The organism is Dehalococcoidia bacterium (genome assembly GCA_035310145.1).
GTDB lineage: Bacteria > Chloroflexota > Dehalococcoidia > CAUJGQ01 > CAUJGQ01 > CALFMN01.
The window spans coordinates 1-20,375 of record DATGEL010000024.1; the positions used below are offsets into that span (position 1 = coordinate 1).

Annotated in this window: 29 protein-coding genes and 1 pseudogene; 11 read left to right on the forward strand and 19 right to left on the reverse strand. The window is 71.7% G+C overall.

Features of this window, described 5'->3' with window-relative positions; all coding sequences use genetic code 11:
- Positions 1-100: 100 nt before the first annotated feature.
- The 3 genes and pseudogenes from VKV26_04675 to VKV26_04685 form a co-directional block, all read right to left on the reverse strand.
- Positions 101-226, reverse strand: a pseudogene (locus VKV26_04675) (IS630 family transposase).
- Entirely contained in the window at positions 221-391 is a 171-nt protein-coding gene (locus VKV26_04680) for a hypothetical protein (protein ID HLZ69187.1), read from the reverse strand. The pseudogene VKV26_04675 and the gene VKV26_04680 overlap by 6 nt, the downstream one beginning before the upstream one ends.
- 50 nt (positions 392-441) lie before the next feature.
- On the reverse strand, positions 442-1,053 hold the full coding sequence (locus VKV26_04685) for a helix-turn-helix domain-containing protein (GenBank protein HLZ69188.1): 612 nt from the start codon (positions 1,051-1,053) through the stop codon (positions 442-444).
- Positions 1,054-1,154: 101 nt separating this feature from the next.
- On the opposite strand from VKV26_04685, the gene speB reads away from it, so the two are divergent.
- Complete coding sequence (gene speB, locus VKV26_04690; GenBank protein ID HLZ69189.1) at positions 1,155-2,039, forward strand: agmatinase; 885 nt, start codon at positions 1,155-1,157, stop codon at positions 2,037-2,039.
- A gap of 37 nt (positions 2,040-2,076) precedes the next feature.
- On the opposite strand, the gene VKV26_04695 is transcribed toward speB, so the two are convergent.
- Both VKV26_04695 and VKV26_04700 read right to left on the reverse strand, forming a co-directional pair.
- Positions 2,077-2,316, reverse strand: coding sequence for a hypothetical protein (locus tag VKV26_04695; GenBank protein ID HLZ69190.1), 240 nt, complete (start codon positions 2,314-2,316; stop codon positions 2,077-2,079).
- Between the two features lie 92 nt (positions 2,317-2,408).
- Entirely contained in the window at positions 2,409-2,906 is a 498-nt protein-coding gene (locus VKV26_04700; GenBank protein HLZ69191.1) for an 8-oxo-dGTP diphosphatase, read from the reverse strand.
- Between the two features lie 123 nt (positions 2,907-3,029).
- Between VKV26_04700 and VKV26_04705 the strand changes: the two genes are divergently transcribed.
- The 6 genes from VKV26_04705 to VKV26_04730 all read left to right on the forward strand — a co-directional run bounded on the left by VKV26_04705 (position 3,030) and on the right by VKV26_04730 (position 7,393).
- A complete protein-coding gene (locus VKV26_04705) occupies positions 3,030-3,890 on the forward strand; it encodes a MaoC/PaaZ C-terminal domain-containing protein (GenBank protein HLZ69192.1) in 861 nt (286 codons plus the stop codon).
- A gap of 79 nt (positions 3,891-3,969) precedes the next feature.
- Positions 3,970-4,650 carry a DUF1992 domain-containing protein gene (locus tag VKV26_04710; GenBank protein HLZ69193.1) on the forward strand — a complete coding sequence of 227 codons (681 nt, stop codon included), beginning with the start codon at positions 3,970-3,972 and terminating at the stop codon, positions 4,648-4,650.
- A 154-nt stretch (positions 4,651-4,804) separates the two neighbouring features.
- On the forward strand, positions 4,805-5,095 hold the full coding sequence (locus VKV26_04715; GenBank protein HLZ69194.1) for a hypothetical protein: 291 nt from the start codon (positions 4,805-4,807) through the stop codon (positions 5,093-5,095).
- 87 nt (positions 5,096-5,182) lie between these two features.
- Complete coding sequence (locus tag VKV26_04720) at positions 5,183-5,869, forward strand: hypothetical protein (protein HLZ69195.1); 687 nt, start codon at positions 5,183-5,185, stop codon at positions 5,867-5,869.
- A gap of 90 nt (positions 5,870-5,959) precedes the next feature.
- Positions 5,960-6,826, forward strand: a complete 867-nt coding sequence (locus tag VKV26_04725) for a glucose 1-dehydrogenase (GenBank protein ID HLZ69196.1) — start codon at positions 5,960-5,962, stop codon at positions 6,824-6,826.
- Between the two features lie 45 nt (positions 6,827-6,871).
- Positions 6,872-7,393 carry a hypothetical protein gene (locus VKV26_04730; protein ID HLZ69197.1) on the forward strand — a complete coding sequence of 174 codons (522 nt, stop codon included), beginning with the start codon at positions 6,872-6,874 and terminating at the stop codon, positions 7,391-7,393.
- Here VKV26_04730 and VKV26_04735 read toward each other — a convergent pair.
- The 5 genes from VKV26_04735 to VKV26_04755 all read right to left on the reverse strand — a co-directional run bounded on the left by VKV26_04735 (position 7,379) and on the right by VKV26_04755 (position 9,651).
- The gene (locus VKV26_04735; GenBank protein ID HLZ69198.1) at positions 7,379-7,810 is read right to left on the reverse strand and encodes a PIN domain-containing protein; all 432 of its coding nucleotides are present in this window, start codon (positions 7,808-7,810) and stop codon (positions 7,379-7,381) included. The genes VKV26_04730 and VKV26_04735 overlap by 15 nt on opposite strands.
- Positions 7,792-8,058, reverse strand: coding sequence for a hypothetical protein (locus VKV26_04740; GenBank protein ID HLZ69199.1), 267 nt, complete (start codon positions 8,056-8,058; stop codon positions 7,792-7,794). Before VKV26_04740 ends, VKV26_04735 begins: the two co-directional genes overlap by 19 nt.
- A 113-nt stretch (positions 8,059-8,171) precedes the next feature.
- Positions 8,172-8,606, reverse strand: a complete 435-nt coding sequence (locus VKV26_04745; GenBank protein HLZ69200.1) for a VOC family protein — start codon at positions 8,604-8,606, stop codon at positions 8,172-8,174.
- A gap of 74 nt (positions 8,607-8,680) precedes the next feature.
- Entirely contained in the window at positions 8,681-9,115 is a 435-nt protein-coding gene (locus VKV26_04750) for a PaaI family thioesterase (GenBank protein HLZ69201.1), read from the reverse strand.
- Between the two features lie 8 nt (positions 9,116-9,123).
- Positions 9,124-9,651 carry a YbaK/EbsC family protein gene (locus VKV26_04755; GenBank protein HLZ69202.1) on the reverse strand — a complete coding sequence of 176 codons (528 nt, stop codon included), beginning with the start codon at positions 9,649-9,651 and terminating at the stop codon, positions 9,124-9,126.
- 240 nt (positions 9,652-9,891) lie between these two features.
- Here VKV26_04755 and VKV26_04760 point away from each other — a divergent pair, with 240 nt between their 5' ends.
- On the forward strand, positions 9,892-11,454 hold the full coding sequence (locus VKV26_04760; GenBank protein ID HLZ69203.1) for a hypothetical protein: 1,563 nt from the start codon (positions 9,892-9,894) through the stop codon (positions 11,452-11,454).
- A gap of 29 nt (positions 11,455-11,483) precedes the next feature.
- Here the strand turns inward: VKV26_04760 and VKV26_04765 are convergent, their stop codons facing one another.
- Positions 11,484-12,053 carry a YbhB/YbcL family Raf kinase inhibitor-like protein gene (locus tag VKV26_04765; protein HLZ69204.1) on the reverse strand — a complete coding sequence of 190 codons (570 nt, stop codon included), beginning with the start codon at positions 12,051-12,053 and terminating at the stop codon, positions 11,484-11,486.
- 178 nt (positions 12,054-12,231) lie between these two features.
- Between VKV26_04765 and VKV26_04770 the strand changes: the two genes are divergently transcribed.
- On the forward strand, positions 12,232-12,432 hold the full coding sequence (locus tag VKV26_04770; GenBank protein ID HLZ69205.1) for a hypothetical protein: 201 nt from the start codon (positions 12,232-12,234) through the stop codon (positions 12,430-12,432).
- 38 nt (positions 12,433-12,470) lie between these two features.
- Here the strand turns inward: VKV26_04770 and VKV26_04775 are convergent, their stop codons facing one another.
- The 4 genes from VKV26_04775 to VKV26_04790 form a co-directional block, all read right to left on the reverse strand.
- Entirely contained in the window at positions 12,471-13,346 is an 876-nt protein-coding gene (locus VKV26_04775; GenBank protein HLZ69206.1) for a nitrile hydratase accessory protein, read from the reverse strand.
- Between the two features lie 8 nt (positions 13,347-13,354).
- The gene (gene nthA, locus VKV26_04780; GenBank protein ID HLZ69207.1) at positions 13,355-13,960 is read right to left on the reverse strand and encodes a nitrile hydratase subunit alpha; all 606 of its coding nucleotides are present in this window, start codon (positions 13,958-13,960) and stop codon (positions 13,355-13,357) included.
- A gap of 101 nt (positions 13,961-14,061) precedes the next feature.
- Complete coding sequence (gene nthB, locus VKV26_04785) at positions 14,062-14,745, reverse strand: nitrile hydratase subunit beta (protein HLZ69208.1); 684 nt, start codon at positions 14,743-14,745, stop codon at positions 14,062-14,064.
- Between the two features lie 57 nt (positions 14,746-14,802).
- Positions 14,803-15,486, reverse strand: a complete 684-nt coding sequence (locus VKV26_04790; GenBank protein ID HLZ69209.1) for an ankyrin repeat domain-containing protein — start codon at positions 15,484-15,486, stop codon at positions 14,803-14,805.
- 46 nt (positions 15,487-15,532) lie between these two features.
- On the opposite strand from VKV26_04790, the gene VKV26_04795 reads away from it, so the two are divergent.
- Positions 15,533-16,018 (forward strand): MarR family transcriptional regulator, encoded by a 486-nt coding sequence (locus tag VKV26_04795; GenBank protein ID HLZ69210.1) that lies wholly within the window; start codon positions 15,533-15,535, stop codon positions 16,016-16,018.
- On the opposite strand, the gene VKV26_04800 is transcribed toward VKV26_04795, so the two are convergent.
- From VKV26_04800 to VKV26_04810, 3 genes are all read right to left on the reverse strand, one after another.
- A complete protein-coding gene (locus tag VKV26_04800) occupies positions 16,015-16,512 on the reverse strand; it encodes a hypothetical protein (protein ID HLZ69211.1) in 498 nt (165 codons plus the stop codon). The genes VKV26_04795 and VKV26_04800 overlap by 4 nt on opposite strands.
- Before the next feature lie 188 nt (positions 16,513-16,700).
- Complete coding sequence (locus tag VKV26_04805) at positions 16,701-18,035, reverse strand: CoA transferase (protein ID HLZ69212.1); 1,335 nt, start codon at positions 18,033-18,035, stop codon at positions 16,701-16,703.
- Between the two features lie 176 nt (positions 18,036-18,211).
- A complete protein-coding gene (locus VKV26_04810) occupies positions 18,212-19,471 on the reverse strand; it encodes a CoA transferase (protein HLZ69213.1) in 1,260 nt (419 codons plus the stop codon).
- A gap of 185 nt (positions 19,472-19,656) precedes the next feature.
- On the opposite strand from VKV26_04810, the gene VKV26_04815 reads away from it, so the two are divergent.
- Positions 19,657-19,848, forward strand: a complete 192-nt coding sequence (locus tag VKV26_04815) for a hypothetical protein (GenBank protein ID HLZ69214.1) — start codon at positions 19,657-19,659, stop codon at positions 19,846-19,848.
- Positions 19,849-19,929: 81 nt separating this feature from the next.
- Here VKV26_04815 and VKV26_04820 read toward each other — a convergent pair.
- Positions 19,930-20,375, reverse strand: a 446-nt coding sequence (locus VKV26_04820; GenBank protein ID HLZ69215.1) for a CoA transferase, incomplete at its 5' end; no start/stop codon positions are given.

The window sequence follows — 20,375 nt, forward strand, 5'->3', positions numbered from 1 at the left end:
TGAGCTGTGTGGTCGCGACCGCCGTCGCCTGGTCAATCTCCGCTGGATCAGCGAAACGTTGGCCAGCGTAGGCTTCTCGGCGTCCCAGCCGCCACCCCGGCTCTTGCAGGTTCAGCCAGCTCGCCCCCTTGGGGATGAATACCTGGTGCACGCGGGGATGATCTCCGAGCCAGGCTTGAATCGGCGGGCGCTTGTGACTGGCGAGGTTGTCTGCGATGAGCTAGAGTGCGCCCGCCGGGTTGGCCGCGGCGATCTGCGCCACGAGCTGCCGGTGGCCAGCCGTGTTGCGCGACGCGCTGGTGAAGGTGAGCGCCTGCCCATCCCGTACCCGCAGCGCCCCGTCCACCCAGATCTTCTCCGGTCCCCGGCGGGAGTCCAGCGGCGCCTTCACCCGATGCCCGTCCTTCGTCCAGCCCGGTGCGGGCGGAAAGGTCCGCGGGATCACGGGGCCGCGTGCGGCGAGGCAGAGAACGGTCGCCTCCGCGGGCGGCTCGGTGTAGAGCGAGCCGCCCGTTTCCCTTGTGGGCTGAACTCCGGGTCCGTACTCGTCGCCCACGAGCGTGGCTGGCGCCAGCGCACCCCTGCCGCGACGAAGATGCGGCGCACTTGGCTGCGGGCGATCTGCATGCCGGCCTCCCGCGCCGCTGCCGTCAAGGCGGTGAGCGTCCGGTGCGCGGCCGCTGCCTCGTCGGCGGCGCCCACCGTGCCCGCCTCATCGGTGACCAGGCGGCCGGGCGGGTCTTTCCCCACCATGGCGATGATCTGGCCGCGCTCAGCTTCCGTCCGGCGGCGCTTGCGCCCACCACCGGGCTGGTCACCGAGGCCATCGAGCCCCTCGGCGTTGAAGCGGGCCAGGCGCTCGCGCACGGTTTGCGCATGGCACCCCACTGCCGCCGCCATCGCGGCCGTCCGCTTGCCCTCCCAGCGCAAGCCGATCATGCGGGCGCGGCGAATCCAGGCGCCCCGTGCGTGGCGCCTGGCCGCCAGCTTGCGCACGTGGCGTGCTTCGCCTTCATCCTTCTTGGCAGGGCGAGCAGTGAGCAACTGGGGCATGACACCCCCCACTGCCGGGTCACGTCACGCCTGACGTATCGCCGCTTCCATTGAGCAATGCGGCACTACGCCCTACGCCCTGCGCCCTGTACCCTACCAGCGTGCGCAGCGACGAGCGCTTCTCCCCCCCGCGCAACTTCGGCTGGCTCGAGGCCGAGTTCAGCGACTACGCACGCGCCCGCGTGACCGTGCTGCCCGTGCCCTACGACTCCACGACCACGGCCCGCGCCGGCGCCCGCGAAGGGCCGCAGGCGATCATCGACGCCTCCGCCGATATGGAGCTGTACGATCTGGCGATCGAGGCCGAGCCCTTCCGCGCCGGCATCGCTACCCTGCCCGAGCTGGCCGTGCACGCCGGCAGCCCCGAGGCGATGGTGCAGCGCGTGCAGGCCGTCGCCGGCGAGTTGATCGACGACGGCAAGCTGGTGGTGACGCTCGGCGGCGAGCACAGCGTCGCCATCGGCAGCGCCCTGGCCCACGCCGAGCGCATCGCCGGCCTCTCGATCCTCTATCTCGATGCGCACGCCGACTTCCGCGCCGAGTATCTCGACACGCCCTACAACCACGCCTGTGCCCTGCGCCGCATTGCCGAACGCGGCGTGTCCGCCGTGCACGTGGGCATGCGCAGCGCCGACAAGGACGAGCTCGGCGCCCTGCGCGAGATGGGCATCCCCAGCTTCCCCGCGCACGCCTTCCGCCATCCCGCCGAGGCGATCGAGCGGATCGTCGCCGGCCTGCGCGAGCAGGTGTACGTCAGCATCGACCTGGACGTCTTCGACTCGGGCCTGCTGCCCGCCGTGGGCACGCCGGAGCCGGGCGGCCTGGGCTGGTATGCGGTCACGGACCTGCTGGCCGAAGTGGCGCGGCGGCGGCGCATCGCCGGCTTCGACCTGGTGGAGCTGGCACCCGACTACGGCCCGCGCGCCTCGGCGCAGCTCGCCGCCAAGCTCGCCTACCGCACGATCGGCCTGGCGCTGGCGAAGTAAGGCAACCCGCGGCCGCATGCGCCGCGCGCGACGGCCGTCAGACGCGGGCGCGGCGGTCGAGGCCGAACCGCTGCGCGGCCGGCTGCTCGTCGGGGTTGAAGCGCTTCAGGCAATCGCGGCAGGTGAAGCCGATCGGCGGTCGCTTCCGCCACATGTCGGCCGCGCTGGCCCAGGCCGGCGCCACCACCGGATGGCGGCAGGAACGCGGATCGGTTGGCGGCAGCAACGGCTGTGCATCGCGCGATTCGCCGCCGCGCAGGCGTGCAAAGAAGCTCATGGCGCAGCTACTCCGGCCAGGCGGTGGGACGCACAGCGGCGGCCGCGCCGTCATCTAGCTGCCGGAGATCTCGAATCTCCCGCGCTCCGGCTTTAGCGCGAAACGAAGTTCACGCTCCACGACTGTATCACGCCGTCCTTATAGGGCATCACGCCGTGGAAGGCCGGCGCTTCGCGCTGGAACACGTAGTCGAGCCAGAGCCGGTCGCCCTCCCACAAATTGAGCGCCTGCATGCCCGCGATCGGCACCCACTCCAGCCGCCCCTCCGCGTTCTCGGAGAGGGGCTCGCCGTGCCAGCGGTCGATGCGGAAGACGAAGCCGAACCAGTCTTCGCCGCCCTTGCCGAAGCCGGGCCAGCTCAGCGTGCCGCGCAGGGTCAGCTCGTCCGCCTCGATGCCCGCCTCCTCGCGCAGCTCGCGCCGCATCGCCGCGGCCACGTCCTCATCCGCTTCGACTTTGCCGCCGAGGCCGTTGTATTTGCCCAGGTGCACGTCATCCTGGCGACGGTCCCGGTGAATCATCAGCACGGAGGCGCCGTCGGGCGAGAGCACGTAGCCGAGCGTGGCGAGCACGGGGGTGAAACGGGCCATGCGGCACTCCGCGGCGCGGCGGCGCCGCACGGATCGTAGCACGCGGCGGCGCCCGGCCTCGCCCGGTTATGATGGCCGCGCCTGTGGGGTCGATCGAAGCAGCTCCAGGCGCGGAGGTTTGCCATGCCCATCGCCGCCACGATCGCCGGCCGCACGCTCGGTCCGCGGAGCGTCACACTCAGCGCCCGGCGGATCATGGCCTTCGCGGCAGGCACGGACGACCGCAACCCGCGCTACTTCGACGACACGGCCGAGCCGCCGCTCGCGCCGCCCCTGCTGGCGGTCTCGCTGGAGTGGCCCTTGCTGGTGGCGCTGCGCGGCGAGCTGCCCGGCGCCAGCGCCGAGGAGCTGCGCCGCGGGGTGCACGCCGCGCACGATGTGCGCTTCCACCGCCTGCCGCGCGCCGGCGAAACGCTGCGCACCACGGCGACGATCGTGGCGCTGCAGCGCCGGCCAAGCGGCACCGGCCTGCTCACCCGGCTCGACACGATCGATGAGGCGGATGCGCCCGTGTTCACCACGTACAACGGCGGCGTCTACCGCGGTGTGGCGCTGGCCGGCGAGCCGCTGCAGCTGGACGGCCCCTCGTCCCTGCCCGCCGTCGCGGCCGCCGACGGCTGGAGCACGAACATCGAGGTGCCCTGGCAGGCGGCGCACGTCTACACCGAGTGCGCCGAGATCTGGAACCCGATCCACACCGAACGCTCGGTGGCGCTGGCCGCCGGCCTGCCGGACCTGATCCTGCACGGCACGGCCACGCTCGGCTACGCTGCGCAAACGATCGTCGATCGCGTCTGCGACGGCGACCCCACGCGGCTGTTGCGCCTCGGCGCCCGCTTCGGCGCGATGGTGCTGCTCGGTACGCGGCTGATCATCCGCCTCGGCGAGCCGGTCGCCTGCGCCGGCGGCGCCGCGCTGGGATACCGCGTCGAGACGGCGGACGGCGCCCCGGCGATCCACGACGGTGTGGCGCTGGTGTGCTGAGTGGAGGGCAGCAAGGCCGGTACAATAGACGAAAAGCAACAGGCAGCGCGGGTTCGGCGCGGCCGGCAGAGTGGACACGATGGCAGAAGAAGCGAGGAAGGAACCGGCGCGGCGGCCGCCCTGGCCGTTGCGGCAGACCGAGTCGGTGATCGAGCAGCGCATCCGCGAGGCGGCCGAGGCGGGCGCTTTTGACAACCTGCCCACACGCGGCAAGCCCGTGCCGCTCGATCTGAAAGACGCGTACGACCGCGACGCCTGGTTTGTGAACCGCACACTGAAGAGCCTGGGCGCCGTGCCGGCCTGGATGGAGCTGGGCAAGGAGATCGACGCCGCCGAGGCGCGCTTCCGCTGGCTGCGCGAGGACTTTTTCCGCTGGCTGGGCGAAACGCGCGCCGCGCTGCGGCCGCTCTCGCCCGCTGAGCAGGCCGCGCGGCGGCCCGGCGTCGAGCTGCGCTACGAGGACCGCTGCATGCGCTACCGCAAGCTGGCCGAGGAGCTGCGCGGCCAGATCGAGCGCTTCAACCACGAAGTGCCCGTGCGCACGCTGGAGAAACCCGGCGTCTGGGTGGCCCACGAGATCAGCCGCCTGCAAGAGCCGTTTGCCGCGCTGCGCGATGAACTCGGCTGGGACCAGACCGCGGACGCCGAACCGCCCGTGTCCGGCGCGACGGCGGCTCCGGCGTCGGAAGAGGCAGGCGACCGCCGTGAGCGTGGCCGCCGCCTGCTGGAGCGCTGGCGCCGCGGCCGTGCGCGGCGGTAGCGGCCGCCTGTTGTTGCGTTCACACAACCGCCGTCCGTGGCTTCACAGCGCGTCACACAGCTTTCACCGTACCGTTATCTTGCCGAGACCAGGCGGTAACACCCGCTGCCGATACTGAGATCGATGCAGTAAGCGCGGCGAGGTGTATGGCACGATGCTTGTCGACGAACTGCTGGCCGAGGCGCGGCTGGCAGACCTGGACCGCGACGTCGCGGCGACGCGGCAACGGGCGCGGTGGCTTCCGGAACTGCATACGGGTATGCGCTTACCGGCGTACTCGGGGAGTGGAGGTATGCTGATGACCGACGCAAACGACCTGCCGATCGCTCGTTCCGAGGTCGGGCCGCTGGGCGAGGGCACACCGGGCTTTGTCTCGCGCCGCCGCGCCTGGCTGCACCGCCTGCTCGCCGCGCAGCGCGACGCCCACGGCGCCGAGCTTTCCTAACCGTTTCGGTCCCCTTCCCCCGTTCGGGCAACGACCGCCGCCCTCCGCTCGTCCTATGCTGGTGCAGAGGATGCAGGGGAGGGCGGCATGCTGTTTCCCGCTCGCCGGCGGCCGGTGATCGCGCTGATCGCGCTCGCGGCGCTTGCCCAGTTGCTCGCCGCGGGCGGCCGAGCGTTTGCACAGACGCCCGCTGCCGGCCCATCTGCCACGCCTGCCGCGGCCGGCAGCGCCGAGATCACGCGCGCGAGCGATGGCCAGACCGTGCACGTGCCACTGGACGGCGGCGTGACCGTGCGGCTTGGTGAAGAGCTCGACTGGACGCTGAGCTTCGATCCGCAGGGCATTCTGCAACCGCGGCCGGGCGTGGGCACGCTGGCGCGCGGCGTGCAGGCCGTGCTGCGCGCCGCCCAGCCCGGCACGACCACGCTGACGGCGGAGGGCCGGCCGCACTGCAACCCCGGCCAGGCCTGCGCCCAGTTCATCGTCTCCGTGCTCGTGACGATCGTCGTCGATCCGGCTCCCAGCGGCACGACACAGCAGCCGGCGCCGGCGGCCAGCACGCCGAATGCCGCAGCGCCTCCCACAACGGCGCCCGTCGGCGCTCCGCCCGCGGCGGCGAGCGCCACGCCGGCGCCGGGTGTCGTCTTGCCGAACACGGGCACGGGCGGCAGCGCCGGGGCGAATGCCGCAACGCCGTTCGTGGTGCTCGCAGCGACGGCGCTGGCGCTGCTGGCCGCGGGCTGGCGGCTGTATACCCGCCCACGCCGCCGCTGATGCCGCTTGCTGCAGCGCCGGCGCTGCCCTGTTCGCTGCCGCGGCCGGCGCGTATACTCTCGCCATTCGCGTGCGGGGAGGCAGAGTGAGATGGATGTCGGCGCGCTGTTTGCGGTGAACGGCAAGACGGCGATCGTCACGGGCGCGTCCTCGGGCCTGGGCGAGCGCTTCGCCGAGGTGCTGGCCGGCGCGGGCGCCAACGTGGTGCTGGCCGCGCGCCGCACCGAGCGGCTCAACGCGGTAGCCAAGCGCATCGAGGACACGGGCGGCACGGCGCTGGTGAACACCTGCGATGTGAGCGACTCACCGCAGGTGCAGGCGCTGATGCAGGCGACCTGCCGGCGCTTCGGCCGTGTCGACATCCTCGTCAACAACGCCGGCCTCGCCGCCGAAGCCGGTCTGATGCCCGAGCGCATTCCGGATGAGCTGTTCGCGCAGACGATCCAGGTGAACCTGAACGGTGTCTACTTCTGCTGCCGCGCCGCGGCGGAGCACATGCTGGCGGACGGCAAAGGCGGCTCGATCATCAACATCGCCTCGATCATGGGCATGTCCGGCCAGCAGAACGGGCCGGTGGCCTACCAGGCCTCGAAGGCGGCGGTGATTAACGTCACACGTAACCTCGCCTGCAGCTGGGCCGACCGCGGCGTGCGCGTCAACTGCATCGCGCCCGGCTGGTTTGAGAGCGAGCTGACGGCGGGCTGGTTCGCCGTGCCCCAGTTCCTGGCGCGCTTCAAGGCGCAGGCGCCGATGAGCCGCATCGGCCGGCGCGACGAGCTGGACGGCGTGCTGCTCTTCCTGGCCAGCGACGCCTCTAGCTTCGTCACCGGCCAGACACTTGCCGTGGACGGCGGCCTGAGCGCGGCGGTCAGCGGCCCGCAGTACGACGAGGAGCTGTTCGCCATGCAGGCCGCGATCATTCCCGGCGGCCTGGGCGAGCGCATCATGCCGGCGTAGGGCTGCAAGCTGCCGTCCCTTGCCGAGGCGCTATGATCGCCTCGCATGAACGAGACAAGGCCAAATCGCCGCGACCAGCCACGGCGGCCCGCTGCCGCCCGGCCGCTGAGCCGCCGGCGGCCGCAGGCAGCCGCCGCGCTGGCCGATGCGTGCGGCGCGGCGGCGTTCGTCTGGCTGCCGTGGGCCTCCGGGCACGAGGCGCTGGCCGGCCGCCGCTTCGACGGTCCGCAACTGGCGCGGCTGGTGCATAACGCCGGAGTGCTGCTGGGCAGCGCCGGCGCGCTCGCCGGCGCGCTGTCGCTGGCGCTGTGGGCCGTGCCGGCCGCGGCGCTGATCGCCGCCGTCTTCGCGCTCGGCGCCCGCCTCACCGATCGGCCATCCGCCGTGCTGCGCTGGGCGATTGCGTTTTCGCTCGTCGCCCCGATCGTCGCGATCGTCGTGGCGCTGTTGCTCGTCGCCGGGCCGGAGGCCGGCCGCTTCCTCACCCGGCAGCCGGGACCGGGGCTGCTGCTCTGCGCCGCCGCGGGCGGTGTCGCGGCGATCGCCGCGTACTCAGCGATCGAGTAGCAGCGCGCGAAAACCCGCCTGCGCGAAGTCCGAGTCGGCGGAGAGCGCCTCGCGCAACGCCCGCTCCTGCATGACGACGAAGCTGAGGCAGTCCGTCAGGCCCCAGTCCTTGTCCGGCCGGCGGCGCTTCAGCTCCAGCGCCCGCTCGATCAGGTCACAATCGACGGGGACCACGGTTATGAGCGGATCGGAACAAACGACATCAAGAAACGCACGTGCGAGCGGCCATCTGTTGTGGCTGGCAAAGCCATCACCGATCTCAGTGAGGATGCTCGCCGTTGTCACAAGGCCACGACGAGTTCTGCGCAGCTCAACATGCCAGCGGCGTGCCCGTCCATGAAATTCATCGTCCAGATTGAAGAGCGCAATGACATAGCTGGTGTCCAGAAAGAACGGCGTTAGGCTTCTCGAAACCATTCTTCACCGCGGCGTGCAAGACGATGGGGGTTGCGAGAGGAGAACTCCTCACCAAGGTGCGTCGCGTGCGCGAGCGCGGAGGCCAGCGCATCCGGCTCGGCGCCGCGATCCGCTTCTTCCGTGGCAGATCCGTTGCTCCCGCAGGCGCGGCATCGCTCCTGAAGCGATCCGAGCAATCGCTCGGCCTCCGGCAGCGCCTCCTCCGGCAGGTCGTCGATGATCTGGTGCAACGCGGCTTTCGTCGTCATCTCACGCAATCCCGTAGCGCCGGCCTGGCGCCGAACGCCCACACGTTCCAGTGTACGCGACGCAGCATCGCGCCCTTGCGTTCACGAGCGACCCACAGCCACGGGTCCACGGGCTACTGGAGAAATTCGAGCCAGTTGCCCTCGGGGTCCTGCGCGTAGCAGATGCCGTGCAGGGCGCCGTCGGGTCCGTCGCGCATGATCGGCGGCGTCACAAAGCGCACGCCCCTGGCCGAGAGTTCCGCGTGCAGCAGGCGGATGTCGCTGACGTTGAAGGCGACGTGCGCCGCGCCGAGCTGATTGCGCTGCAGATGGCCTTGCGGGCTGGGCGGCTGCTTGTAGTACACCAGCTCCAGCAGGTGCTGGCCGGTCGGTGCGCCGACGAAAACGAGGTAACGCTGGGCGCCGGGAATGCCGGTATGGTCGCCGCCCGGCGGCGCGTTGCTCTCCACCTCGCGCACGACCGCGAGGCCGAGCACATCGCGATAGAAGCGCACCATCGCCTCGAGGTCGCGCACGACGAAGCCGCTGTGGTTGAAACCGGTAATCATCGCATCGCTCCGGGTACAGGTTCCTGGTGACAGTTGGCAGGTTGCGCAGGAGGATCTCGCTCACGACGCAGGCTTCAACCGCGCAGGATGGCGAATGTGCCCCGCGCGATCGCGCCCAGCTCGCCGTCCTCCCCGCACAGCTCTACGTCGACGATCGCCGTACGCCCGCCGCGCCGGCGCAGTCGCGCCTCCGCCGTCACCACGCCGCGCAGCGGCGCCAGGTAGTGAATCACCAGGTCGATCGTCGTGCGGCCCTCGCCCTCGCGCAGCACCGTCACGAGCGCGGCTGAGGCGGCGGCATCGGCGAGCGACGCCGCGGCGCCGCCGTGCAGCGACGGCTCATCGCCGGACCGCAGCCCAGAACGGCAGTGCTCCGCCCGCCAGGGCAGTCGCATGCGCACCAACCCCGGCTCCGCGTGCACAAACTCCGCGCCAAGATGCTCGACGAACGGCCGCGCCCCCACCCGCGCAATCAGCTCCGCCAGCGCACGATCGTCACGCTCGCCCAACGTTCCCCCTAATCCCTATTCCCTATCTCCTGTTTCCTCGTCCAGCCGCCGGGTTCACCGCTCACGGCCGCCGGCAGATCGGCGCCGCGCAGCCGCACATGCTGGCCCGGCATGCCGATGCCGAGGCTCACCTCGTCCTCCGCCACCAGCGCCGCGTCCACCAGCACCGGCAGATCGGGCGTGGCCAGCGCCAGCGGTGTGACCGTACCGATGCGGTAGCCGGTGAGCCGCTGTACGGCCTCCGGATCGGCCAGCCGCACGCTGCGCACGCCGAACCGCCGCCGCAGCGCCGCGAAATCGGCCGCGCGATCGCCGGCCGCCACCAGCAGGGCGTGGCCTGCGCCGTCCAGGTCGAGCAGTAGGCTCTTTGCGACCTGCCGCGGGCGCAAGCCGCTGCGTTCGGCAAACTCCGGCAACGTCCGCGCCCCCTCGACGCGCGGCGCCAGGCGAAACGGCACACCGCGCCGGCGTAAATCGACGAGCGCGGCAGGTTCGGGCGCCTCCGTCTGCCGGCCATCGCCGTTCGCCTCAGGCATCCGCTATCCCTCGCCCGGCAGCTAACGGCTGCACTCCGCCCTATCGTAGTCGCCGCAAGAATTGATGCGCCAACCCGTTGCGGCCGGGGCTGCTTCCAGATTGCGCGACGCGCGCGGGATTTCACGTCGTGCGCGCCAAACGGTTGTGACCGTACCGGCTTCCGGCCGGGAGGCGCAGCCGCTATAGTGCGTCATACGATGCGGCATTCGTTGCCCCACGATAGTCGGCGGAGGTGTGCAATGGTCGGGGAGAGACTGGTGGACCGGCGACGGAGTCGGCGCCACCTGCCGGCAATCGCCGTCGTGTTGATCGCCTTCGCGCTGGCGCTGGCCGCCGCGCCGGTGGCCCGCCCACCGCACGCGCGCGCCGCCGGCAGCACGGTGCACTACAAGGCGGGCTGGAACCTCGTCGCAGGGCCCTCCGGCAGCGTTTTTGGCGCCCTGCCCGGCACGCTCTACGCCTACGGGCCGCACTCCGCGGGGTATCAAAATGTCACCTCGGCCGACGTGATCGGCGGCCGCGGCTACTGGGCTTACTTCGGGCACGACATCGATGTGACGCTCGACGCCACCGCGGCGCAGTACACACGCATGATTCTGCCCCCCGACCGTTTCGCGATCATCGGCAACCCCAGCTCCACGCAGACGTTGCCGATCAACAGCGCGGATGTCGCCCTGGCCTACGACAGCACACAGGGCTACACGCAGGTGAGCGAGCTCAAGCCCGGTCAGGCCGCCTTCGTGCTTTCCAATGCCGGCGCCGACGTCAGCGTGGGGAAGGCGACCAGCCAGGCCGCGGCCGACCAGGTCCGCGCCCTGCAGGCCGGCCTGACGCAAGATGCCGCCGACGTCTCCAGCTTCGGTAAGCTGCCCGGTGTGGCCGAGCAGTTCCTGAACGCCCGCGACTACGCGATGGTGCAGACGGCGATGGACGACACCCGCGCCGCCTTCGGCGACGGCCTGCTGGTCGAGCGCGCCGCCACGCAGCCGACGCTCACCGCCCTGCAGGCGGATTCCGAGGTTCGCGTGCGCCAGTCGGTCGCGCAGGCGCAGGCCGACGTCGCGACGGGCAACATCGCCGGCGCCGACCAGGCGATCGCCGCCGGCCGCGAGGCCGCCCAGGACGCCGAGAACGACGCGGCCGCCGTGGCCCGCATCGCGGCCGGCAGCGGTCAGTCGCTCGCCCTGTATGCCGGCTTCGCGCAGACGCCGACCTACACCGCCGGCAGCCTGGCCCGCTACGGCAACCTCTGCAACGCCACCGTGCTCGCGCTCGGGCTGAACCTGCCGCCGTCCGATGCCTTCGTCGGCCTGGTGCTGGCCGTGCTCAACAACCAACCGCTGCCACCCGCCGGCGGGCAACCCGCCGGCTCGACGCCCAGCAGCCCGGCGGCGTCCTCACCCACGCCCGTGCCCGCCGCCGGCCCCGCGCCAACCAGCGTGTCCGCCAACTGCAACGGGCAGCTCAGCCTGCAGCCAAACGCAGGCTCGGCCGGCGGCACCGTAACGGTCTCGTTCACCGCGAAGGGCCTCGATCCGAACTCGCCGGCCAGCGTCTTCTTCGGCGGCCAGTTAGCCTCGACGACCGCCGGCACCACCGATGCGCAGGGCGCGTTGAGCTTCAGCGCCGATATGTCGGTGCCCATGGTCACCGGCCAGGCGCCGGTGCAGGTGGCCACGGCCAACCGCTGCGCCCAGGCCTTCTTCCAGGTGTTGCAGAGCGGTCCGCGGGTGGTGACCAGCACGCCGATGCCGCGCGGCTGCCAACCCTCTACGGCAGTGAGTTGCACCACCTCGCCCTGACACATCTGCCCGGTGCACGTTCAACGTGGTCAGCGCCCCGCTCGCTGGTAGGTGCCGACGAGCGTACCCTGCGCGAGAATGTGCCCCCGCATCGCATTCAAGACGCCGCCCTTGCCCGGCACGGGCGCGAGGTTGAGCGGCTGATCGAGCGCGTACACGGTGAAGCGGTAGTAGTGCGCCGGCCCACCCGAAGGGCACGGCCCGCTGTAGCCGGTGACACCGCCATCGTTCCGCCCCTGCACACCGCCGATCGCCGGCCGCTCTGCCGCCGGCACGCCCTGCGGCAGGCTCGTGGCCGTGGCCGGCAGGTCGAGCAACAGCCAGTGCGTGAAGCTGCCGCCCGGCGCGTCCGGGTCGTCCACCACGACGGCGTAGGCGGCGGCGCCGCGTGCCGGCACGCTCCAGCTCAGGGGCGGCGAAACGTTGGCGCCATCGCAGGTGAAGTCCGGCGGAATCGGGCCGTCGGGCGTGAACGCGGTGCTGCTCACCGTCAGGCCACGTCCCGGCGTGGCCGCGGGCGGCGGGCTGGGCGTGGCTGGACCCGGTCGCGGCTTGCTGCTGCCGCAGGCGGTAAGCGCGGCGCAGAGCAGCAGCGCCACGGTCAGATCGCTCCACCACGCGCTTCTGCTCCACCGCGTGGCAGGCCAGGCCGCGGCCGCGCTTCTGTCATGTTGCTGCATCTGGCGACCCGATCGCCGCGCACGAGCGGCGCCTGCTGGTACGATCACCGCGCGGCCGCGGCGGCTCAGCGCGGCGCGGGAAGAGGAGGAAGCCAGCATGCGCTGTCCGGTCTGCCGCAGGCCCGTGCAGTTCGAGTCCGGCCCGTTCTGCTCCGCCTCCTGCCGCTACGCCTTCCGCGAAGCACGGCGCCAGAGCTACGCCGAGCCGGCCGGCCCGCTGCCGCCGGAACTGGCCGACGCGCTGCATGCAACGCTCCACGAACAGGGCACCGAAGTACCGGCAATCCGTCCCGCCTGAGCCGCGCAGCGCGGAACTGCCGCCCTGTTCCCTGTTCCCTAAAAGACGTCGTCGCGCTCGCCGAAGTCGAACTGGTAGGTGCGCTCGGTGAGCTCTTCCTCCGAGACGACGCCGCGCTCGATCAGCAGCGCCTCGAAGGCGGCCAGCCAGCGCTCGTAGTAGCCCGAAGGGTCGCCGCCGGCGTCGGCGCGGGCGATCTCGCCGATCAGCCGCTGGCGGAACTCCTCCCATGCGTAGAGCTGCTCTTCGTGCAGCGCCACCGCCATGCCGAAGGCGCGGCCCTGCCAGGGCGCCTCGAAAATCAGCTCGCCGTTCTTGCGCGGCGCCGCCGCCTCGCCGGCCATATCGGCGATTAACCGATCGACCACCCCAGCCGCGCCTTCAGCCCCAATCGCCCCGCGATCGATCCCCCCTTCCCTCAGTATTGGGGGCGAAGTTATGAACCGGGGGATGGGGGCCGCGCAGGCGTGGCGCGGGCGAGCGTCGTCCACCGGCTGGCCGTCCGGCCGCTCCTGCCAGGCGGAGGCGCTGAACTGCAGGCTGTCGAGCGGCGGCGGCGGCGGCACGAAGCCGTCGGCGTCGAGCAAGGTCTCGATGTAGTCGTAGAGGCGATAGACCAGCGCCCCATGGTTGAGCGAATGGAACCAGAGGGCATGGCCGTCGAACAGCAGCAGCGCCACGTTGGCGAGGGCGCAGGGGCCGAGGCAGCCGCCGACCGTGAGGTGCACGATATTGCGCAGCCGCCGCCGCTCCCACTCCTCGTGGTAGAGGCCGGCGGGCACGGAGGCGAAGCCGTCTTCCACCCGCCCGCAGCAGCAGCCGTCCTTGCAGACGAAGAGCTGGCCGCGCGGCCGCGCCACGTTCACGGGCCGGCCGTCGGCGCGCCGCACGATGTTGCGCTGGCGCTCGTACATGACGTGGCTCAGTTCGCGGCCACGGCGGCAGGCATGGCGAGTTCGGCCACGCCGATCAGCGAGTCGCGCGAGACCAGCGGCACGAGCTGCTCCTCGCTCAGCCCCTCGCTGCCGGCCGGACGCAGCGGCAGCACCATGTAGCGCAGCTCGGCGCTGCTGTCCCAGACGCGCACCTCGCGCTCGGGTGCGATCTCGACGCCGAACTCACGCAGCACGGCGCGCGGCTCGATCACGGCGCGCGAGCGATAGGCCGGCTGCTTGTACCAGGTCGGCGGCAGGCCCAGCACCGCCCAGGGATAGCAGGAGCAGAGCGTGCAGACGACCATGTTGTGCACGGCCGGCGTGTTCTCCACGACGCGCAGGTCGCCGTAGTCGAGGCCCAGCTCGGCGAGCGCCGCTTTGGGCTGTTCGAGCAGCAGGCGCCGATACTCGGGCTTCACCCAGGCGCGAGCCACGGCGCGTGCGCCGGCCAGCGGCCCCGTGTCCTCGGCGTACTGCCGCACGACGCGGTCCACCAGGTCGGGCGGCAGGATGCCCTTCTCCAGCAGCAGCGATTCCAGCGCCCGCACGCGCGAGGCGACGTACTGATCGACGTTCGGATGGTTCTTGCCCACGCGGCCTCACCCCCTGACCCCCTCTCCATGTAATGGAGAGGGGGGAGCTTTGGAGGGTTGATTTGAATCCTGTCTGCGCCCTACACCCTGCGCCCTACGACCTACGCCCTGTCAAGGTACGGCTCCCACAGATCGAGGTAGACGAACTCACGCGGCTCGGCGACGGGGCCGAACAGCTCGGCGGCCGCGAAGCGCACGCTGTAGAGCGGCTGCGGCTGCTCGCCCTGGCCGTGCGCGTGCGCGTCTGGGAAGACGTGCGCGCCGTGATAGTGGTGGATGACGCCGTGCTTGCCGCGGGCGTAGCGCGGCAGGCGTGTGTGGCCGCGTGGGTGCAGGTTGCGCGTGACCACGGCATCTCCGGACTTGAAACGCGGGGGCGCGGCCGGCTCCCGCTCGGTGCCGGGCATGAAGCGCTGCACGGGGCGCTGCACGGGCGGCGGCGGGCGGGAGAGCGCGGCGCTTGCCGGCGAATCGGGGTGGGACGTGAAGAAGTCCGCGCGCTTCTCCAGTTCCGCGGCGGCGATGACGCCCTTCTCCAGCAGCACGCGGGTGACGCCGTCCAACCAGTGCTCGTAGTAGCTGGTGTTCAGATAGGCGGCGTTGCCCATGCGCTCGATGCCGTGGCGGAACTCGTCGATGTTGACCAGGTTCTGGCCGCGCCCGCCCACGGCGTGCTGGATGGCGACCATCGCCGCCTCCCAGGGCGCGTGGAACGGCGGCTCGTTCGCCTCGCGCACGACGGGGCCGAAGCCGTGCATGCCGCCCAGGTCGTGGATGCCGTCCATCGCCCGCCTCCCGGCAACGCCGACACCCGGCATGATCGGGGAGCGGTGCAAACCGTGTCAAGGCGCGGGCGCGCGCCTTGCGTGACCGTGTTCCCGGAAGAGCACGGCCAACTCGCCGTGGTCGCTCCTGGCGGCGATGGTCGCGGCCGTCTCGCCGGCGTCGTTCGCCTGGGACGGATCGGCGCCCGCGGCGAGCAGCGCCCGGACCAGGGCGCGGTCGCCGTGCTGCGCGGCGGCGTGCAGTGGCGTCCAGCCGGCCTGCTGGCGGGCGTTCACCTCAGCGCCGCGCTCCAGCAGCAGAGCACAGACGGCGTGATGCAGGCCGGCCACGGCGCTGTGCAGCGGTTGCACCTGCATCGGGTTGCGGGCGACGGCGTTGACCGCGGCGCCGGCATCCAGCAGCACCCGCGCCGCCGCGGCGTGACCGAAGAAGGCCGCCAGGTGCAACGCGCTGAAGCCGTCGGCGGAGAACGCGCTCGCCCGCGCCGGATCGGCCTTGAGCAACTCCGCAACACGCGCCTCCCGGCCGAGCGCGGCCGCGGCGAATGGATCGAGCGACGGCCGCGCGGCCAGCAGCGCCTCCACGCTCTCGCCCTGCATGCGGTAGAGTGCGAAGAGCACGGCGGGCAGCCCGCCGGCGTTGCAGGCGCCGGCCAGCGCCGGCTCGGCCGCCAGCAGTCCGCGCACCGTGGCCGCGTCGCCCGCCTCGATCGCCGCGAACAGCTCCGTCGCTTGCGCCATCGTCACGCCTCCGGAGATACTTAGCTATGCTAATGAAGTCTAGCGCGTGAGCGAGCCGCCTTCAACGCTGCGCAGCGCGGCTTCTGTCGAGCAGGCGGCGCAGGTCGAGGCCGTGGCGACGCGGCTGCACAGCGTCGCCATCCACCTGCTGCGGCGGCTGCGGCGCGAGGATGAGGCGCTGGGCATCAGCGCGGCGCGGCTCTCGGCGCTCTCCGTCGTCGGCTTCGGCGGCCCGCGCACGCTGGGCGAGCTGGCGGCGGCCGAACAGGTGCGTCCGCCGACGATGACGCGCATCGTGGCCGCGCTGGAACGGGCGGGGCTGGTCGAGCGCGTGCGCGACGCGACGGATGGCCGCATCGTGCGCATCGCCGCCACGCCGCGCGGCCGCGCCCTGCTGGCAGCGGGTCGCGACCGGCGCACAAGTCGCCTGGCCGCGCGGCTGGACACGCTGCCGCCCGACGACCTGGCCACGCTCGATCGCGCCGGCGTCCTGCTCGAAGCGCTGCTGCGCGAGGAAGCGGCGGACGGCTAACGCATCCTCACCTCCTGCACCAGCGCAACGCTGTGGTCGGGGCCGAGGCCGAGGTCGAGCGCGTCGAGATTGTGCGTGATCGTGTCGAACAGGTCCGCGTAGGCGGGATCGCAGCTGCGGCGCGGGCCGGCGATGCTGTCGTTGAGCTGGCAGAGCACCTGATCGGGCGAGCCGTTGTACAGCGTGTAGGCGTAACCGGCGTCGGCGCAGAAGCCCGCGCGCTCCCAGAACAGCAGCGTCCCGTCGATCTCGTAGAGCCGGTTGCGGGACTGGGCGCAGCTCGCATTCTGCATCAGTGCCACAAACGGCGCGAGGTCCGGCCCCGATGGGGTTTGCTGCGGTGCGGATACGGTCTGCTGCACCGTCGCGATCGGCACGGCGGGCGTAGCATCGGCGTGCACGGACGCACCGCGGCTGCTGCCGCATCCCAACCCGCCGGCGAGCAGCGCCAGCGCCAGCGCGGCGCCGGATAGCCATTGCCATGAAGTGCGCATCGTCTTCTGCCTCCTCTGCCGAACGCCCGGCGGCGTTGCACCAGCGTTCGCTGTTCTCTCTGAGCAGAAGACGGCATCTTCCGGCGGGCCTTGCAGCGGGAGCGACGCCCGGAGCGATCGTGTTGCGTGCGTGCATGCGCCGGCTACGCCGCCCTCGCGCACGCGCCAAGACGAGGCCGCGGCGGAAGTTATGCGCCGGCGGCCGCCGGCCCGCGCCCCGGATAGTCCATGCCTACGTGGCCGGCCGCGACGAGCCGTTCGAACGTGGCCGGCGGCAGGTCAAGCAGCTCGTGGTAGACGTAGTCGTTGTCCTGGCCGAGCAGCGGCGCATGACGGCGGATGCGGTTCGGGGTCTCGGCCATACGGAAGATCAGGCCGGGATAGTCATGCGTGCCGGCCTCGGGGTGCTCGATCGATTCGAAGAAGCCACGGTCGCGCAGTTGCGGGCAGTTGAAGACCTCGGCCTCGTTCTGCACCGGGCCGGCCGCCACGCCCGCGTCCACCAGCGCCCGCCACAGCTCGCGGTCGTGCCAGAGGCGCGTCTCTTTGCCCAGCAGCGCGTCCAGCTCGTCGCGCTGCTGCCAGCGCGCGAGCGAGTCGGCGAAGCGCGACTCGGCCATCCAGGCCGGCTCGCCGAGCACGCGGCGCAGGGCGCGCCAGCTCGCGTCGTCGCCGGCGTCGATCGCGATCCAGCGGTCGTCGCCCTGGCAGGGATAGGCGCCGTGCGGGGCGCGGCTGGGATGGCCGTTGCCCTGCGGCGGCGCCGTACGGCCGTTCATCGTGTAGTCCATCACGAACTCGGCGAGATACGGCACGATGTTCTCGGCCTGCGACATCTCGATCTGCTGGCCCTGGCCGGTACGGCGGCGATGGCGCAGCGCGGCCAGCACGGCGAAGGCGCCCATCACGCCCGAGGCCGCATCGGCGGTGAAGGCGTCGCCGGTCATGTCCGGGTCCAGGTCAGGATAGCCGCGCAGCAGGTGGTGGCCCGTCAGCGACTCCATGTGCGTGCCGAACGAGCGCCAGTCCTTGTACGGCCCGCTGAGGCCGAAGCCGGGCATGCGCAGCATGATCAGCGCCGGATTGACCCGCGCAAGCTCTTCGTAGGTGATGTGCGCCCGCTCGATCGTCTCCGGCACGTTGTTTTCGACCAGCACGTCGGCGATGGCGACGAGCTGCAGGAACGTGTCGTATCCCTCGGGATAGAGCAGGTCGAGCGTGACGCTCTTCTTGTTGCGGGCGTGGCTGTTGAACGACGGCGTGCGGTTCCACGGGCGCGGACCGGGCTCGAAGTCCGGCGGGGCGCTGATGATCGAGAGGCCGCGCATACGCTGCGCCTGCTCGCGCGTCAGCCGCGTCTCCGCCCCACGCGTGGCCGGCTGAATGTGCTGCAGCGGCTCGACCTTGATGACCTCGGCGCCCCACTCGGCGAGCAGTTGCGTGCAGTGCGGACCGGCCCAGACGACGGCGATGTCGAGCACGCGTACGTGGCGCAGCGGCAGGTTGGCGGCGGCGGGCCTCATCCTCTCCCCCTTCCCCTCTCCTTCTCCGCAAAGCAGGAGAAGGAGAGGGGCGATCCGGGTTGAAGTGTTCCATGGGGCGTCGGGATAGCCGGCGATCTTGAGAGAGACGGGTGCCGGCGCACCATGCCCATGTTCAATACCTTACGCCCTATGCCCTGTGCCGTACGGCCTGCGCCCTAGACGACGCCCTGCTCGCGCAGGCGCGGCAGGTCGGCGGGGTCCACGCCCAGCTCGCCGCAGAGGATCTCGGCGTTGTGCTCGCCGAGCAGTGGGGCGCGGCGGGCCTGCGGCCGCGGGCTGGCGCCCATAATGAACGGCCGGCCCGGATAGAGCAGCGGACCGGTGTGCGGATGGTCGATCGTCTCCCAGACGCCGCGGGCGCTGAAGGCCGGGTCGTGCACGATGTCGGCCACGGTGTTGACCGGCGCGGCCAGCAGCTTGTGCCGCTGCGCCGTCATCGCCGCGTCGAGCTTGGTGCGTTCGGCAAGCCAGGCCAGGTAGCTCGTCTCCACCTCCTGCACCAGCTCCGGCTCGGCAACGAGCGCCAGCGGCGAGAGGCCCGCGGCCCGCTCCACCAGGTCCTCGCGGCCGATCAGCCGCAGCAGCGTGGCGAAGCGGGCGGCGTTGGAGGCGTGCAGGTTGACGTAGCCGTCGGCGGTGGGGCGCACGCCCACGCCGGGCCGCGAGCCGGGCAGGGCGCGCTTGGCGATGTCGCCGGTGTAGGCATGGCCGGTGAGATTGACCGCGCGGCGGTCGCGGAAGCCGGCCTGCGTTTCGTAGATCGAGACGTCGATGCGGTCGCCCGCGGGGGTTTCGCCGGCCTCTTGCGCCTCCTCGGCGGCGTACAGCGCCAGCAGTGTGGCGTAGGCGGCGACGGAGCCGGCATGATACTGCACGATGTTGCCGGCGAGCTTCAGCGGCTCGCGCTCGCGGTGGCCAGTGACGTTCATCGGCCCGCCCATGGCCGAGAGCGTGATTTCGCTGGCGGGCAGGTCGCGGTAGGGGCCGTCCTGGCCGAAGTTGGAGATCGAAGTGAGCACGATGCCGGGGCGCAGCGCCTGCAGCGTCTCGTAGCCGAGGCCGAGCCGCGCCAGCACGCCGGGCTTGAAGTTCTCCGCCACGGCATCGACGCGGCGCACCAGCGCCCGCGCCAGCTCCAGCCCCTTCACCGTCTTCAGGTTGAGCGTGACGCTGCGCTTGTTCGTGTTGAGGTGCAGAAACGCGCCGCTCGCCTCGGGGTCGGGAATGTCGTGGGGAAAGGGGCCGAGCCGGCGGGCCGGGTCGCCGGCGGGCGGGCGCTCGATCTTGATCACGTCGGCGCCGAAGTCGGCGAGCAACATGGTGCAGCGCGGCCCGGCCAGCCAGTGTGTCAGGTCGAGCACACGCAGGCCGGCCAACGGGCCGAGCGCGGCAGGCAGCGCAGCGCCGTTGCTCATGCTGGCGCCTCGAAGGGCAGGCTCAGCGGGCGGACGCTTCCACCGGGCCAAAGGCCGGCTGCGCGCCACCCCGCCCGAGCATGGCGAAGTTTCGCCGGCAACGCAATGGTTTTTGGGCGCAGCGGTGGCATATTGGAAGGAGATCGAGGCCGCGCCGGCCGCCCTCGGCGCGCAGGAGGAACGCCATGACTGAGAGTACCGCGAGCATCGCGCTGAGCGCGGACGAGGCGGCCATCGTCGCCGGGCTGGTGCGCGACCAGCTGGGCAGCCTGCGCGGGGAGATCTACAAGACCGAGAACTACGACCTGCGCCAGGAGCTGCACAAACGCGAATCGCTCCTCAAGGGGCTCCTGGCGCGGCTGGAAAGCACCGCGTAGGCGGGCTCCACTCGGCTCCGCCGCCAGCCGTCATGTGTCATGCATCGCGGTGGTTGCTCCGTTCGGGCGCGGCCGCCCCGCTCACTCCAGCGCCCCGGCAACGGCGAGCGCGGCGATCTCGTCCTCGGAGAGGCCGAGGATCTCGCGCAGCACCAGCTCGTTGTGCTGGCCCAGCAGCGGGCCAGGACCAGTGACGCGCGCCGGCGTGCGCGAGAGGATCATGCGCGAGCCTTCCAGCGGCACCGGCCCCAGCAGCGGGTGGTCAAGCGCGACGAAGTGGCCGCGGTGCGCGAGCTGCGGGTCGGCGAAGGCGTCCTCCGTGCTGCTGGCGCGGTGCGCCGGCACGCCGGCCGCCTGCAAGCACTGCTCGATCTCCGCCACCTCGCGTTCGCCGGTCCAGGCGGCGAGCGCCGCTTCCAGCGCCGCGCGGTTGGCCTGCCGCGCGGCAACCGGCGCGAAGCGCGGATCGGCGAGCCAGCCAGCATTGCCCGTGGCGCGGCAGAGCGCCTGCCACTGCGCTTCGGTCG

What these genes read in the sequence shown, in the direction of transcription:
- VKV26_04685 (HLZ69188.1), bottom strand. Translation starts at nt 1,053, where the DNA reads ATGCCCCAGTTGCTCACTGCTCGCCCTGCCAAGAAGGATGAAGGCGAA.
- VKV26_04695 (HLZ69190.1), bottom strand. Translation starts at nt 2,316, where the DNA reads ATGAGCTTCTTTGCACGCCTGCGCGGCGGCGAATCGCGCGATGCACAG.
- VKV26_04700 (HLZ69191.1), bottom strand. Translation starts at nt 2,906, where the DNA reads ATGGCCCGTTTCACCCCCGTGCTCGCCACGCTCGGCTACGTGCTCTCG.
- VKV26_04705 (HLZ69192.1), top strand. Translation starts at nt 3,030, where the DNA reads ATGCCCATCGCCGCCACGATCGCCGGCCGCACGCTCGGTCCGCGGAGC.
- VKV26_04710 (HLZ69193.1), top strand. Translation starts at nt 3,970, where the DNA reads ATGGCAGAAGAAGCGAGGAAGGAACCGGCGCGGCGGCCGCCCTGGCCG.
- VKV26_04715 (HLZ69194.1), top strand. Translation starts at nt 4,805, where the DNA reads ATGCTTGTCGACGAACTGCTGGCCGAGGCGCGGCTGGCAGACCTGGAC.
- VKV26_04720 (HLZ69195.1), top strand. Translation starts at nt 5,183, where the DNA reads ATGCTGTTTCCCGCTCGCCGGCGGCCGGTGATCGCGCTGATCGCGCTC.
- VKV26_04725 (HLZ69196.1), top strand. Translation starts at nt 5,960, where the DNA reads ATGGATGTCGGCGCGCTGTTTGCGGTGAACGGCAAGACGGCGATCGTC.
- VKV26_04730 (HLZ69197.1), top strand. Translation starts at nt 6,872, where the DNA reads ATGAACGAGACAAGGCCAAATCGCCGCGACCAGCCACGGCGGCCCGCT.
- VKV26_04735 (HLZ69198.1), bottom strand. Translation starts at nt 7,810, where the DNA reads ATGGTTTCGAGAAGCCTAACGCCGTTCTTTCTGGACACCAGCTATGTC.
- VKV26_04740 (HLZ69199.1), bottom strand. Translation starts at nt 8,058, where the DNA reads ATGACGACGAAAGCCGCGTTGCACCAGATCATCGACGACCTGCCGGAG.
- VKV26_04745 (HLZ69200.1), bottom strand. Translation starts at nt 8,606, where the DNA reads ATGATTACCGGTTTCAACCACAGCGGCTTCGTCGTGCGCGACCTCGAG.
- VKV26_04755 (HLZ69202.1), bottom strand. Translation starts at nt 9,651, where the DNA reads ATGCCTGAGGCGAACGGCGATGGCCGGCAGACGGAGGCGCCCGAACCT.
- VKV26_04760 (HLZ69203.1), top strand. Translation starts at nt 9,892, where the DNA reads ATGGTCGGGGAGAGACTGGTGGACCGGCGACGGAGTCGGCGCCACCTG.
- VKV26_04770 (HLZ69205.1), top strand. Translation starts at nt 12,232, where the DNA reads ATGCGCTGTCCGGTCTGCCGCAGGCCCGTGCAGTTCGAGTCCGGCCCG.
- VKV26_04775 (HLZ69206.1), bottom strand. Translation starts at nt 13,346, where the DNA reads ATGTACGAGCGCCAGCGCAACATCGTGCGGCGCGCCGACGGCCGGCCC.
- nthB (HLZ69208.1), bottom strand. Translation starts at nt 14,745, where the DNA reads ATGGACGGCATCCACGACCTGGGCGGCATGCACGGCTTCGGCCCCGTC.
- VKV26_04790 (HLZ69209.1), bottom strand. Translation starts at nt 15,486, where the DNA reads ATGGCGCAAGCGACGGAGCTGTTCGCGGCGATCGAGGCGGGCGACGCG.
- VKV26_04800 (HLZ69211.1), bottom strand. Translation starts at nt 16,512, where the DNA reads ATGCGCACTTCATGGCAATGGCTATCCGGCGCCGCGCTGGCGCTGGCG.
- VKV26_04805 (HLZ69212.1), bottom strand. Translation starts at nt 18,035, where the DNA reads ATGAGGCCCGCCGCCGCCAACCTGCCGCTGCGCCACGTACGCGTGCTC.
- VKV26_04810 (HLZ69213.1), bottom strand. Translation starts at nt 19,471, where the DNA reads ATGAGCAACGGCGCTGCGCTGCCTGCCGCGCTCGGCCCGTTGGCCGGC.
- VKV26_04815 (HLZ69214.1), top strand. Translation starts at nt 19,657, where the DNA reads ATGACTGAGAGTACCGCGAGCATCGCGCTGAGCGCGGACGAGGCGGCC.